Annotated in this window: 11 protein-coding genes and 1 pseudogene; 8 read left to right on the top strand and 4 right to left on the bottom strand. The window is 67.4% G+C overall.

Annotated elements, in window-relative coordinates; genetic code table 11:
* Positions 1–44 precede the first annotated feature (44 nt).
* Positions 45–2,264 (bottom strand): M3 family metallopeptidase, encoded by a 2,220-nt coding sequence (locus tag AC3WT6_RS13340; protein ID WP_492654093.1) that lies wholly within the window; start codon positions 2,262–2,264, stop codon positions 45–47.
* A 428-nt stretch (positions 2,265–2,692) separates the two neighbouring features.
* Between AC3WT6_RS13340 and AC3WT6_RS13335 the strand changes: the two genes are divergently transcribed.
* Positions 2,693–4,153, top strand: a complete 1,461-nt coding sequence (locus AC3WT6_RS13335; protein WP_492654092.1) for an outer membrane protein assembly factor BamB family protein — start codon at positions 2,693–2,695, stop codon at positions 4,151–4,153.
* 9 nt (positions 4,154–4,162) lie between these two features.
* On the opposite strand, the gene serA is transcribed toward AC3WT6_RS13335, so the two are convergent.
* Entirely contained in the window at positions 4,163–5,398 is a 1,236-nt protein-coding gene (gene serA / locus AC3WT6_RS13330) for a phosphoglycerate dehydrogenase (RefSeq protein WP_492654091.1), read from the bottom strand.
* Between the two features lie 244 nt (positions 5,399–5,642).
* On the opposite strand from serA, the gene AC3WT6_RS13325 reads away from it, so the two are divergent.
* From AC3WT6_RS13325 to dacB, 7 genes and pseudogenes are all read left to right on the top strand, one after another.
* A complete protein-coding gene (locus AC3WT6_RS13325; RefSeq protein WP_492654090.1) occupies positions 5,643–6,461 on the top strand; it encodes a transglutaminase-like domain-containing protein in 819 nt (272 codons plus the stop codon).
* A gap of 7 nt (positions 6,462–6,468) precedes the next feature.
* Positions 6,469–7,407, top strand: a complete 939-nt coding sequence (locus tag AC3WT6_RS13320; protein WP_492654089.1) for a peptidylprolyl isomerase — start codon at positions 6,469–6,471, stop codon at positions 7,405–7,407.
* A 28-nt stretch (positions 7,408–7,435) separates the two neighbouring features.
* A complete protein-coding gene (locus tag AC3WT6_RS13315; RefSeq protein ID WP_492654088.1) occupies positions 7,436–7,843 on the top strand; it encodes a GFA family protein in 408 nt (135 codons plus the stop codon).
* 58 nt (positions 7,844–7,901) lie between these two features.
* Positions 7,902–8,438, top strand: coding sequence for a flavin reductase family protein (locus AC3WT6_RS13310; RefSeq protein WP_492654087.1), 537 nt, complete (start codon positions 7,902–7,904; stop codon positions 8,436–8,438).
* Positions 8,439–8,534: 96 nt separating this feature from the next.
* Positions 8,535–9,086: pseudogene (locus AC3WT6_RS13305) on the top strand (aminotransferase class I/II-fold pyridoxal phosphate-dependent enzyme); the annotation flags it as partial.
* An 85-nt stretch (positions 9,087–9,171) separates the two neighbouring features.
* Positions 9,172–9,705 carry an aminotransferase class I/II-fold pyridoxal phosphate-dependent enzyme gene (locus tag AC3WT6_RS13300; protein WP_492654086.1) on the top strand — a complete coding sequence of 178 codons (534 nt, stop codon included), beginning with the start codon at positions 9,172–9,174 and terminating at the stop codon, positions 9,703–9,705.
* A 106-nt stretch (positions 9,706–9,811) separates the two neighbouring features.
* Positions 9,812–11,254: a D-alanyl-D-alanine carboxypeptidase/D-alanyl-D-alanine endopeptidase gene (dacB, locus tag AC3WT6_RS13295; protein WP_492654085.1), complete on the top strand. Its 1,443-nt coding sequence runs from the start codon at positions 9,812–9,814 to the stop codon at positions 11,252–11,254.
* A 76-nt stretch (positions 11,255–11,330) separates the two neighbouring features.
* On the opposite strand, the gene AC3WT6_RS13290 is transcribed toward dacB, so the two are convergent.
* A complete protein-coding gene (locus AC3WT6_RS13290; RefSeq protein ID WP_492654084.1) occupies positions 11,331–11,741 on the bottom strand; it encodes a group II truncated hemoglobin in 411 nt (136 codons plus the stop codon).
* Positions 11,738–13,051, bottom strand: a complete 1,314-nt coding sequence (locus tag AC3WT6_RS13285) for an adenylate/guanylate cyclase domain-containing protein (RefSeq protein ID WP_492654083.1) — start codon at positions 13,049–13,051, stop codon at positions 11,738–11,740. Before AC3WT6_RS13285 ends, AC3WT6_RS13290 begins: the two co-directional genes overlap by 4 nt.
* Positions 13,052–13,071 lie beyond the last annotated feature (20 nt).

Raw genomic sequence — 13,071 nt, 5'->3', positions numbered from 1 at the left:
CGCGTCCAAGATGGACGCGGGGCTGTTCACTGCCAGCGCTGGACTCAGGGCTTGGCTTTTTTCTTGCTGCCGCCGGCGGCGTCCAGGCCGCGCCGTACCAGCAGCGGCTGGATGTCGGCATCGCGGCCGCGGAATTCGCGGAACAGCTGCATGGCGTCGGCACTGCCGCCGCGCGACAGCAGCTTGGCGCGGAACCAGTCGCCGTTCTCGCGCTTCAAGCCGCCTTTCTCCTTGAACCACTCGACGGTGTCGGCGTCCAGCACCTCGCTCCAGATGTAGGCGTAGTAGCCGGCCGAGTAGCCGCCCGCGAAGATGTGCGAGAAGTAGCCGCTACGGTAGCGCGGCGGCACTGGGACAAAGTCCACGCCGGCTTCTTTGAGCGCCGCCGCCTCGAAGCCGAGCACGCCCTCGGCGTTCGGCGTCTGCTCCGGCGCGAGCTGGTGCCAGGATTGATCCAGCAGCGCCGCGCCGAGGTACTCGGTGGTGGCAAAGCCCTGGTTGAACTTGCTGCTGGCCTTCACCTTCTCCACCAGTGCCTTGGGCATGGTCTCGCCGGTCTGCCAGTGCCTAGCGTAGTGCGGCAGGATCTCCGCATCGTCCGCCCACATCTCGTTGACCTGCGAGGGGTACTCGACGAAATCGCGCGGCACACTGGTGCCAGAGAAGCTCGGGTACTGCACATCGGAGAACATCCCGTGCAGGGCGTGGCCAAACTCGTGGAACATGGTGGTCACCTCGTCCCAGGTGAGCAGCGTCGGCTGGCCGGCCGGCGGCTTGGGGATATTGAGGTTGTTGGTGACCACCGGCTTGGTGCCCATCAGCTTCGACTGATCGACAAAGCTCGACATCCAGGCACCGCCGCGCTTGCTGGGACGCGCGTAGTAGTCGCCCAGGAACAAGGCCAGCGGCTTGCCATCGGCATTGAACACCTCGTAGACGCGCACGTCCGGCCCGTAGGTGGGCAGATCGGTGCGGCGCTTGAACGTCAGGCCGTAGAGGCGGTTGGCGGCGTAGAACACGCCGTCTTCCAGCACCCGGTCGAGTTCCAGGTAGGGCTTCATCTGCGACTCGTCGAAGTCGTAGAGCGCCTTGCGCTGCTTCTCGGTGTAGTAGGCCCAGTCCCAGGCGGCGAGCTTGAAGCCGCCGGCGGATTTCTTTCCGGCGGTTTTCTGTTCGCGGTCGATCAGCTTCTGCAAGGCCTGGGCTTCCTTCCTGGCGTTGGCGACCGCCGCCGGCGCCAGCTGGGCCAGACGCTGGTTGACCGCCTTGGAACTGCCGGCAGTCTCGTCTTCCAGCACATAGTCGGCGTGGGTGGCGTAGCCGAGCAGGCGCGCACGCTCGGCGCGCAGCTTGACCAGGCTGGCGATGGTGTCGCGGTTGTCGAACTCACCGCCCTGGGTGCCACGCGCCAGCGAGGCCCGGTACAGGCGCTCGCGCAGGGCGCGGTTCTTCAGGCTCGCCAGCGGCGGCTGGCCGCTGGTGTTGAGCAGGGTCAGCAGGTACTTGCCCTCCAGGCCGCGGGCTTTGGCCGCCTCGGCTGCGGTGGCGACGGCCTCGCCGGATAGCCCATCCAGCTCGGCCGCGCTGTCGACCACCACGGCACCGGCATTGGTCTCCTTGAGATTGTTCTGCTGGAAGCGGGTGGTCAGCGAGGACAGCTGCTCGTTGATGGCGCGCAGCTTGGCCTTGTCGGCCTCGGCGAGATTGGCGCCGGCACGCACGAAGTCGGTGTGGGTGCGCTCGACAAGCCGCAGGGTTTCGGCGTCCAGCCCCAGGCTGGCGCGACTCTCATAGAGCGCCTTGACGCGGGCGTAGAGCGCGGCGTTGAGATAGATGCCGTCGCGATGCGCCGACAGCTTGGGCGCCATCTCCGCCTGCAGCTTCTGGATGCTCGGATTGGTGTCGGTGCCGGCCAGGTAATAGAACACCGCCGAGACGCGGCCCAGCAGCTGGCCGGACTTCTCCATCGCCACCAAGGTGTTTTCAACCGTCGGCGCCGCCGGGTTGCCGGCAATCGCGGCGATCTCGGCCTGCTGCTCGGCCATGCCCTTCTCGAAGGCGGGCGCGTAGTCGGCGTCGGTGATCTGGGCAAACGGCGGCAGCTGATAGGGCAGCGTGCTGGGGCTGAAGAAGGGATTGCTCACGGCAGGCGGGTTACTGGTTACGGCCACGGCCGGGACGGGCGCGGCGGTCTGGGTGGGAGTGTGCGCGCAGGCGCCCAGTGCCAGGGCGCTGACCAGCGTCAGGGGGGTACGGAGTCGCATGAGAGGTCCGGTGGAAGGTGGGGTCGCCGACCGTTTCCGGCCAAGCGCTACCGCGCTTGGAGTGACCAAGTCCGTCAAAGGTTTAAATTCGACTCAGCGCACCGCCAAATACGCCTCGCTATAGAAATTTATGAACCGGCCAACTCGGCCAAATGCCGAGAACTACACGGCGCACCCACTTTCGCAGCGAATCCCGTGGACGCCAAGTTCGCGGCCCGTTAGTCTGATTTCATCTTGCGGATCAGGGACCGCAGGGTGTTAAGAACAAACTGGGGAAAACAACCATGCGAAATCAACTGCGACTGGGCCTGGAATCGGCTCGCTCGGAAGTGTTTGCCAGATCGGCCTTACTCATGCTGGCGCTGCTTTTGGGAGCCTGCGGAGGGGGGGGGAAGGACTCTAGTTCGTCTAACCCAGGACTCCGCTTCGTGCCCAGCACCATCAACGAGACGCTTTTCGAGGGTGACGCCCGCGAGTTCACGGTCAAGGCATTCCCTCAGCAAGACTTTGCGGGCTACCTGGCGGTAATCATCGAAGACAGCGCGGGCGTGATCCGGAGCGATCCGACAATTTCCGACAACGGTGATGGCTCTTACAGTGCCGTATTCAAAACGGTGCAGAACCTAGCGCCCGGCAGGCACAGCGGACAGTTTGTCGTCAAGCTTTGCCGCGACTCCGCCTGCTCGACCCAGCACACCGGTTCGCCGATGTCCCTGCCCTACGTGCTGACCGTGCAATCGCACACCAACCTCACTCCGCTCAGTCATCTCGACGGCGCCAGCAACTGGAGCATGTTCCAGGGAAACGCAGCTCATACCGGCTACGTGCCGGTGACACTGGACGCCGCAAAGTTTTCGCCGCGCTGGATCTGGCACGTGCCGGGTTCGGATGAATCGAGCCCCGCCGTGAGTCCCGCCGTCAGTGCCGACGGTGTGGTCTATGTCACGATTCCCGGCAATTTCGCGGTAGCCAACCTCTACGCCCTGCGTGAAAGCGACAGTGGCACCAAGTGGCAGTACAGCTTCGACTCGATCTTCACAATCAATCCGCCGTCGGTTGCAAACGGGACGGTCTACGCCGCCTCCAGCGGCCACGAAGACACTTTTATGTGGTTCTTCGATGCCGACACCGGCTTCTTGAAGTTCCAGACAGCCTTCCAGTCGCAATGGGAGCATTACTACTCGCCGACCATCTACGGCGATTCGGCGTACACCAACGGCGGCTATTACGGCGGCGCCTATGGCTTCAGCTCGTTGAATGGCGCCGCCGAGTGGTTCGCTCCGCTCGCCCAGTACGATGCGTGGACACCGGCGGTGGACGAAAACCACGTCTACGCCTACCTGGGTGGTGGTCTGCAGGTGGTCAACCGGAGCGATGGCAGCCTCGCGTTTTCCATCGCAGACGACAGCTTCGACTGGAAGGGCTGGAGTATCGACAGCGCACCCGTTATCGGTTCCCTCGGCGAGGTCCTGGCAATCAATCAGGCAGCGTCCTACGGCAGCAATCGCCTGATCCGATTCAACATCGCGACGCAATCCATCGACTGGTCCATCGAGGGAACCTTCAAAGCCCAACCTGCCCTGGCCAAGGGCGTGGTCTACGTCGGAGACAATGCCACAAAGAGCCTGCGCGCCCTGAACGAATCCGACGGCGCGCAACGCTGGGCCTGGCCTCTGCCCGCCAGCGACGAGACGCTGCTGGACGCCAATATCGTGGTCACCGACAACTTGGTCTTCGCGGTCAGCGGCAAGGCCGTCTATGCGATTGATCTGACCAGCCACCAGACAGTCTGGTCCTATCCCTACTCCGGCTCTATCTCCATCTCCGACAACGGCGTGCTGTACGTCGCCCGCAGCGGCGGCGCACTGGGCGCCATCAATCTGCGATAGCGGCGCGCCTCAGTAAAGCAGCCGGGTCCGCAACGTACCGGGGATAGCCGCCAGGCCGTCTTTGAACACCTGCGCCTGTTCCTCGTTGGCATTGACGTCGATCACCACATAGCCGACCTGGCCGGCGGTCTGCAGGTACTGGGCGTCGATGTTGACCTCGCTGCTGGCAAACACCTCGTTGATGCGCGAGAGCATGCCCGGCACGTTGCGGTGGATGTGCAACAGGCGCCGGCTGTTGGGGTGCTCGGGCAGCGACACCTCGGGGAAGTTCACCGCCGACAGCGTCGAGCCGTTGTCGCTGTAGCGCACCAGCTTGGCGGCGACCTCGATGCCGATGTTCTCCTGCGCCTCCAGCGTGCTGCCGCCGATATGCGGGGTGAGGATCACGTTGTCCATGCCGACCAGCGGCGAGACGAAGGGGTCGGCATTGCCCTTGGGCTCCACCGGGAACACATCGATGGCCGCACCGCCCAGATGCTTGCTGCGCAGCGCCTCGGCCAGCGCATCGATATCCACCACGGTGCCGCGCGAGGCATTGATGAGCAGGCTGCCGCGCTTCATCTTCTTCAGCTCCGGCGCGCCGATCATCCACTTGGTGCTGGGGGTTTCCGGCACATGCAGGCTGACGATATCGCTGCTCTCCAGCAGTTCGCCCAGGCTGGCCGCCGGGCTGGCATTGCCGAGCGCCAGCTTGGTCTCGATGTCGTGGTAGATCACCCGCATGCCCAGGCCTTCGGCGAGCACGCCGACCTGGGTGCCAATGTGGCCGTAGCCGATCAGGCCCAGGGTCTTGCCGCGCACCTCGTAGCTGCCGCTGGCGGACTTGCTCCAGCCGCCGCGGTGGCACTCCATGTTCTTCTCGGGGATGCGCCGCATCAGCAGGATCGCTTCGGCGATCACCAGTTCGGCGACGCTGCGGGTGTTCGAGTAGGGCGCGTTGAACACCGGAATGCCGCGCGCCTGGGCGGCGTCGAGATCGACCTGGTTGGTGCCGATGCAGAAGCAGCCGATGGTCATCAGCCGCCGTGCCTGCTCCAGCACCTCGGCGGTGAGATAGGTGCGCGAGCGGATGCCGACGATGTGGGCATCGCTGATGGCGCGAACCAGATCGGCCTCCGGCAGCGATTTTTCGTGAAATTCGATATTGCTGTAACCGGCGCGGCGGAAGCTCTCAACGGCGGTCTGCGATACGCCTTCGAGCAGCAGAACCTTGATGTCCTGCTTGGGGTAGGAAGTCTTTTTCATGGCGGCAAGGGCCTGGCGGCGAGGCGATCCGGCTGATCGCGGCGCGCATGATGCCAGCCCGCCCCGCCAAACACAGCCTGCCGGCTGTTTCAGGCCATCAATTGGCCCCGATCGCCCGGCGCTGGCCCGGCTCGTGCTAGCGTCATTCGCATCAGTCTCAGTCAAACCTGCCTCCCTGGGCGCCGCCAGCGATGGGCAGCATGGCTTCAGCCTGCGGTTCCCTTCTCACTGAGACCTTTCCATCATGCAATTCCGTATTGGCTTCGAGCTGACCTACGCCTGTCCGCAACCGACGCCGATGATCATCACCCTGGCGGTGCACCACTCGCGGGTGTCCGACCTGGTCTACCCCGATCACCTGCTCACCCGTCCGGCCCTGCCCCTGCGCGGCTATCGCGATGGCTTCGGCAACTGGTGCCACCGGGTGGTCGCCCCCGCCGGCCGCACCACTTTCAGCGTCGATACCCGCATCCACGACAGCGGCCTGCCCGATCCGGTGGACTTCGGCGCCCAGCAGCATCCGGTGCAGGACCTGCCGGAGGAAACCCTGGTCTTTCTGCTCGGCAGCCGCTACTGCGAAACCGACCGCTTCTACGACGCCGCCTGGCAGCTGTTTGGCCAGGTGCCCGCCGGCTGGCAGCGGGTGCAGGCGATCTGCGACTACGTGCACCGGCACATCGCCTTTGGCTACGAGCACGCCAACCCGACCAAGACCGCCTGGCAGGTCTGGCAGGAACAGCGCGGCGTCTGCCGTGACTACGCCCATCTCGCCATCACCTTCTGCCGCTGCCTGAACATGCCGGCGCGCTACTGCACCGGCTATCTCGGCGACATCGGCACCCCGCAGCCCTGGGGGCCGGGCGATTTCGCCGGCTGGTTCGAGGTCTATCTGGGCGGCCAGTGGCACACCTTCGATCCGCGCAACAACGCCCGCCGCATCGGCCGCGTGCTGATCGCGCGTGGCCGCGACGCCGCCGACGTCGCCATCACCACCAGCTTCGGGCCCTCGGTGCTGGAGAGCTTCAAGGTGTGGATGGACGAGGTGCCCAACGCCGCGGCCTGAGTTCAGAATGAGCGGCCCTAGCAAGGATGCCGCCATGAACTTCCGCCGTCTGCTGTCCCTCGCGCTGCCTCTGCTCGCGCTAGCCGCCGCGCAGGCGTCGGCCGCGCCGCTGAGCAGTGCCGAGATCCTCGCCCAATCCAGCGCCAGCGACTGGCGCACGCCGGACCCGGACAATCTGCTGCTGATGCGGCTGCCCGGCGGCCCGGTGCTGATCGAGCTGGCGCCGGCCTTCGCGCCCCAGCACGTCGCCAACATCAAGAAGCTGGCGCACGAGCGCTACTTTGACGGCCTGGCGGTGCTGCGCGTGCAGGACAACTACGTCGCCCAATGGGGCGACCCCAATGCCGAGGCCGAAGACCCCGCCAAGCGCCGGCCGATGATCGAAGGCAAACCGCAACTGCCGGGCGAATTCAGCCGCCCCATCGCCGGCCTCGACCTGAGCCCGCTGCCGGATGGCGATGTCTACGCGCCGGGCGTGGGCCACTACCAGGGCTTTCCGGTGGCCAGCAGCCGCAAGCTCGGCCGCGCCTGGCTCGCCCACTGCTACGGCATGGTCGGCGCCGGACGCGGCGACACCGCCGACAGCGGCAGCGGCGCCGAGCTGTACGCCGTCATCGGCCACTCGCCGCGCCACCTGGACCGTAATGTCACCCTGGTCGGCCGGGTGTTGCAGGGCATGGAGCAGCTCGCCAGCCTGCCGCGCGGCCACGGCCCGCTGGGCTTCTATCTGCCCGACGAAGCACCGAAGCCGATCCGCAGCCTGCAGAAAGTCAGCGAACTGCCGCCGGAGGAGCGCCCGGCGCTGGAAGTGCTGCGCACCGACACCGCCACCTGGAAGGCCTACGTCGAGGCCAGACGCACCCGCCGCGAGGACTGGTTCCTGGAACCGACCGGCCGTATCGAGCTATGCAATGTGCCGGCGCCGGTGCGCGCCGCCGCGCGCTGAGCCAGCGCGCCATTACCGGAAATTAAAGATGAGTACGAAGCACTCTGGCTCCTGCCTCTGCGGCCAGGTCCGTTTTGAAGTGGAAGGCGACTTCGAGCAGTTCTTCCTGTGTCATTGCGAGCACTGCCGCAAGGACAGCGGCTCGGCGCACGCGGCCAATCTGTTCAGCACCACCGCGAAGCTGAACTGGCTGACCGGCCAGGACAAGGTCAGCACCTACAATCTGCCTGGCACCCGGCATACCCGGTCCTTCTGCTCGATCTGCGGCTCGGCGCTGCCTTACGCGGACACCGCCGTTGCCTTCCTGGCCGTCCCCGCCGGCAGTCTGGACAGCGAGCTGCGCCTGCGTCCGAACGCGCACCTCTTCGCCGCGAGCCGGGCGAGCTGGGACCAGGGCCTGGAGTCGATTCCCTCGTTTCCCGGCTTTCCCTCCTGAATCGCCGGCATCCGCCCCGCTGTGGGAGGATGAGACGCAACCATCACCGGAGACTGCCGTGGCGAAAAGGGCCTATCCCCTGTCCAAGGTCTACGGCCTGTTGGAAACCGGGCCGGTGATCCTGCTGACCACCGGCGATGGGCAGCGCGCCAATGTGATGACGCTGTCTTGGCACAGCATGCTGGAGTTCGAACCGCCCCTGGTCGCCTGCGTGGTGAGTGATCGCAGCCATTCCTTCGAGCTGCTGCAAGCCAGCGGCGAATGCGTCATCAACATCCCCACGGCGGAGATCGCCAAACAGGTGGTGGGCTGCGGCAATTGCAGCGGTGCCAAGACCGACAAGTTCAAGAAGTTTGGCCTGAGCACCAAGCCGGCGCGCACCGTCGCGCCGCCGCTGATCGAGGCCTGCTACGCCAGCCTGGAGGCACGGGTGGTCGATACCCGCATGGTGGAGAGCTACGCGCTGTTCGTCGTCGAGGTGCAGAAAGCCTGGGTGGACAGCAGCCTCAAAGACCCACGCACCCTGCACCACCGAGGCTATGGCCGCTTCATGGTGGCGGGCGAAACCATCAAGCTGCCTTCCAAGATGCGCTAGGGCCTGCCAGCACCACGGCAGTCGCTGCGGCCCGCAGGCGGAGCGCTTCTTGCTACCGTTGCTGGCAACGCACCCCGCCGTAGGAGCCTTACACCGATGACCGCTCTCAGCCGCCGCCACTTTCTGCAACTCGCCGCCGCCAGCGGTGCCGCGCTGGTTCTGCCGGCGTTGACCGAGGCCGACCTCGCCCAGGCGGCGGCACCCGCCGCCGGCAAAGGCGCGGTGCTGCTCAACTACAACGAAAACCCGCTGGGGCCGGGCATCGCCGCGCGCAAGGCGATCATCGAGGCGATCCCGCGCAGCGGCCGCTACCTGTTTGAGCTGACCGGCGAGCTGGTGACGGAATTCGCCAAGCAGAACGGCCTGAAGCCCGACTATGTGCTGCCCTACGCCGGCTCCAGCGAACCGCTGCAGTACCTGAGCCTCGCCTACACCGGGCCGGGACGCAGCCTGATTACCGCCGACCCCACCTTCGAGAGCGCCGCCGAGGTCGCGCGCGCCAACGGCGCCGCCGTACACGCGGTGCCGGTGCTGGCCGACGGCGCCCACGATGTCGAGGCCATGCTCGCCGCCGACCCCAGGGCCGGGCTGATCGTGATCTGCAACCCCAACAACCCCACCGGCTCGGTCACCCCGCGCGCCGCCATCGAGTACGCGCTGGCGCACAAGCCGGCCGGCTCGCTGCTGCTGGTGGACGAGGCCTACCTACATCCATTACTCCGAGCAGAAGTCGGTGCTCGATCTGGTCGCCGCCGATGGCGAGCTGGTGGTGCTACGCACCTTCTCCAAGCTCTACGGCATGGCCGGCCTGCGGGTGGGTCTGGCGGTGGGCCGGCCGGACCTGCTGGCCAAGCTCAAGCCCTATGGCAACAATCCCATGCCGGTGCTGAGCGTCGCGGCGGCGCTGGCCAGCCTGCGCGACTCCAGCCTGGTGCCCAGCCGCCGACAGCAGACTGCGCGGCTGCGGGCCGACGTCGCCGGCTGGCTGCAGGAGCGCGGCCATCGGGTGACGCCTTCGGAGGCCAATTGCTTCCTGTTCGAGGCCGGCCGCCCGGGCAAGGAGCTGGCGGCGGCGATGGCGGCGCAGGGCGTGGTCATCGGCCGCAGCTGGCCGAGCTGGCCCCAGTGGTCCCGGCTGACCATCGGCACGGCGGCGGAAATGGCGCGCTTCAAGAGCGTGTTCACGGCGGTGGCCGGCAGCACCACAGCCACCCAGCTCAGCCAGATCGAACCAAGCCAGCCGGCTTTTGTCCCACACTGGGCCTGAAGCCGGGTTGATGCCCGGGTTCTTAAGCCCTATACAGTCGCCCCCGATTTTTCCTGGCCGTCTCTAACTGGCCCCAGATTGGTTCTCGATGCCGTCCCCTCGCCTGTTGCCGCGCCCCCTTTCGCTGATTCTTCTGGCCCTCGCGCCGGGACTCGCCCTCGCCGACTTCCCCGCCCTGAGCAAGCTGCAATCCCAGGGCGGCAAGGTCAGCGCGCTGGTGGTTGATCTCGACCGCAACGAGCCGGTCGCCGACCTCAACGCCGACAGCCGGCTGTCGCCCGCCTCGGTCACCAAGCTGGTGACCGCCGGCGCCGCGCTGGACTCCTGGCCCGCCGACCGCAGCTTCACCACCCGCCTGCTGGCCGAGCGCGGCCCACGCGAGGGCGCCATCGAGGGCGCGCTGACCCTGCACGGCGAGGGCGACTCCACCCTCGATCACCAGGCACTGTTCTCGCTGGCGGTGCAGTTGCGCTCCGCGGGAGTCACCGCCGTCAACGGCGGCATCACCGTCAGCACCGCGCCGTTCGGCCCCCTGGGTTGCGAAACCAAGGACCGCTGTGACGCCCTGGTGAAGAGCGCGACCGCCTACAACGCGCCGCTGGCGGCGCTGGGCGTGGACTACGGCAACTGGTGCATCGAGGTCCGTCCGCAGCGCGTCGGCACGCCGGCGCAGATCACCGCCTGCGGCGGCGTGCAGCTGCCGATCGCGGTCGAAGGCAGCGTGATGGTGGTGCCCTCGGGCCGCCGCCAGACCTTCTACCTGGACCGTTTCACCAACGGCGGCGGCGACTTCCTGCGCGTCGGCGGGGAACTGCCCATGGGCGGCATGCAGACGCTCTACCGCGCCATGTCCGAACCCAGCCTCGGCGCCGGCCTGCTGCTGCGCGAGACCCTACGCTCGGTGGGCGTGCGGGTGGATGGCAGCGTCGGCGTCTCCGCCGACTGGCCCGCCAATGGCGCCACCGAACTGGCGCGGGTGGAGGGCGCGGCGCTCAAGGAGCAGCTGGCGCGCATGCTGCGGCATTCCAACAACTACGTCGCCGATCTCATTACCCTCAATGTCGCGGTCGCCATCGGCCGCAAGCCGGGGCCGCTGGCCGACGCCAGCCAGGCGCTGAGCGACTACGTGGCGCGCGCCCAGCCCGGCAGGAAGAACGACGCCCGGCCGGTGCTGTTCTCTGGCTCCGGCCTGACGCCCGAAAACCGCCTGTCGGCACAGGATCTGGTCTCGGTGCTGGAGCACCAGTACCGGGATACCCGTCGCTTCCCCGCCTTCTACGGCGGCCTGGTGGTGCCACGCGAAGGGCCCTACTCCTTCCTGCGCCGTGGTGGCAGCGCCGCCTGGCTGGACCGGGTGGCGCTGAAAACTGGCACGCTCAGCGAGCCGATCTCGGTCAACGCCATGGCCGGCTACCTGCGCAAGAAGAACGGCGGCTGGATGGCCTTCGCGATCATCGTCAACGGCGCGCCGCCACGGCGGGTGATCCCCTTCGGCACCGCCGTTGACGCCATCCGCGACGACATTGAGGCGATTCTGGCGCGCTATTGAGCGCTGAGCTGCCCCCCCCTCTTCCGCAAAGGGAGAGTGGAATAGCCCGCGAACACCGCCGAAGGCTGGCGGGCAGCTAGGCGTCGCCGGCCGGCGTGCCCGGTTCGGGCCGGTTGCGCATCCAGTCGGCGGTGCCAGCGAGATGCTGCATCAGCACCGCCGCCAGCTCGGGCTCCACCCGCCGTTGCAGCAGCGCGCCAGCCATGCAGTGCAGCCATTGGTCGCGCTCGGCGATGCCGATGGAAAACGGAAAATGCCGCGCCTTCAGGCGCGGATGCCCGTAGCGCTCCTGGAAATACTGCGGCCCGCCGGTCCAGCCGCAGAGAAACCAGTAGAGCTTGTCGCGCGAACCGCCGAGATCGGCCGGGTGCAGGCCTCGGATCAGGGCGTAGTCGGGCAGTTGCTCCATGCGGTCGTAGAAGGCGTCGACCAGGGCGCGCAGGCCCTCGTCACCACCCAGGGCCTGATGAAGGCTGGTTTCACTCATGCCGCCAGCCGCGGCTGCAAGGCGTGCAGCATCACCGTCTCCTCGTAACCCTTGATGGCTTCCGGCGGCCGCGCCACGAAGCGCGCCGCCAGCTCGGCGGCCAGCGACTGCCGGCTGGCCTGGTCGATCAGCAACTCGCCATCGCCGGCGCGCTGGCAGAGCCGGGCGGCGAGATTGATCGCCGGCCCCACCGCCACGTATTCCAGGCGGCCGGCGCCGTGGATGGCGCCCACCGTCACCGCGCCGCTGGCGATGCCCACGCCCAGGCCGATCTCCGGCGCCAGCTGCCGCAGCAGCGGCCGCAGCTGTTCGATCAGGGCGATGCCCAGGCGCGCGGCGCGCTCGGCGTGATCGTCCTGCGCCACCGGCGCGCCAAGCAGAATCAGCACGCCGTCGCCGGCATGGTCCTTCACCGTGCCGCCCTCGGCGGCGGCGGCGGCGCCCACCGCCGCGTAGTAGCGCTCCAGCAGGTTCATCACCTCCTCGCTGCGGCGCTCCTGGGTGTAGGCGGTGAAGCCGCGCAAGTCGCAGAACACCGCGCTGAGCACCCGCCGCTCGTGCCGCAGTACCCGCTCCAGGCCCTTGAGCCGGACCATGCCGGCCACTTCCGGCGCCAGGAACTGGCTCATGAACTGTCCGCGCCGGCTCAGCACATTGAGGTAGCGCAGCGAGCCGGCCAACACGATCAGCAGGGCCAGGGCGATCAGCACCGGCACCAGGCTGGGGCGCACCATCAGGCTGGCGTAGAAGAACGGCGCCGCCAGCAGCAGGGCGCGCAGGCGGATCGACTCGGCGGGATCGGTGCGGGTGATCAGCAGCATGAAGATGGCGATCGCCGCCACCAGCGCGGCGCTGCCCAGGAGCGGCGCGAAGATCGCCCATTCCAGCGGTCGCACCCGGATCAAGCCGGTCAGGCCGGTGGTGGCGTCGGTCGGAGCCAGCCAGAGATAGCCCAGCGCCAGGCCGCCGTAGATCAGCATCAGAATCTGCGCGCTGCGGAACAGCCAGTTGATCGCCGTGCGCAGACGCCGGGTGGCGGTCTCGGCGACCCGCCGCGCCCATTCGATGCCGGCCAGGAGGCAGAACACCTCCATGCCGCGCGCCAACCCCGCCAGCAGCACCGGGTGGCGGCTGGCGGCCGACAACTCCAGCGGCGCCAGCTGCAAGCGCAGGCCAAGCACGATCAGGCACAGCGCTAACGCCCGGCTGCTGCGGCTGTGGCGGTCGGCGAGGCCGAAGATCAGCCCGCAGCCGGCGGTGAACAGGCCCACCACCAGAAAGGCGTCGGCGGAAGCGGGGGCTGGGTCCATGCGATCGGGAGCGGTGCCGC

The sequence above is a fragment of the Stagnimonas sp. FW305-C-60 genome (genome assembly GCF_058782965.1).
Note: the sequence above shows the minus strand (reverse complement) of the source record. Positions and strands in the feature narration are given on the sequence as shown.

Bases quoted from the DNA above. Each gene is read 5' to 3' on its own strand.
- serA (WP_492654091.1), bottom strand. From the start codon at position 5,398: ATGAAAAAGACTTCCTACCCCAAGCAGGACATCAAGGTTCTGCTGCTC.
- AC3WT6_RS13340 (WP_492654093.1), bottom strand. From the start codon at position 2,264: ATGCGACTCCGTACCCCCCTGACGCTGGTCAGCGCCCTGGCACTGGGC.
- AC3WT6_RS13315 (WP_492654088.1), top strand. From the start codon at position 7,436: ATGAGTACGAAGCACTCTGGCTCCTGCCTCTGCGGCCAGGTCCGTTTT.
- AC3WT6_RS13285 (WP_492654083.1), bottom strand. From the start codon at position 13,051: ATGGACCCAGCCCCCGCTTCCGCCGACGCCTTTCTGGTGGTGGGCCTG.
- AC3WT6_RS13325 (WP_492654090.1), top strand. From the start codon at position 5,643: ATGCAATTCCGTATTGGCTTCGAGCTGACCTACGCCTGTCCGCAACCG.
- AC3WT6_RS13320 (WP_492654089.1), top strand. From the start codon at position 6,469: ATGAGCGGCCCTAGCAAGGATGCCGCCATGAACTTCCGCCGTCTGCTG.
- AC3WT6_RS13290 (WP_492654084.1), bottom strand. From the start codon at position 11,741: ATGAGTGAAACCAGCCTTCATCAGGCCCTGGGTGGTGACGAGGGCCTG.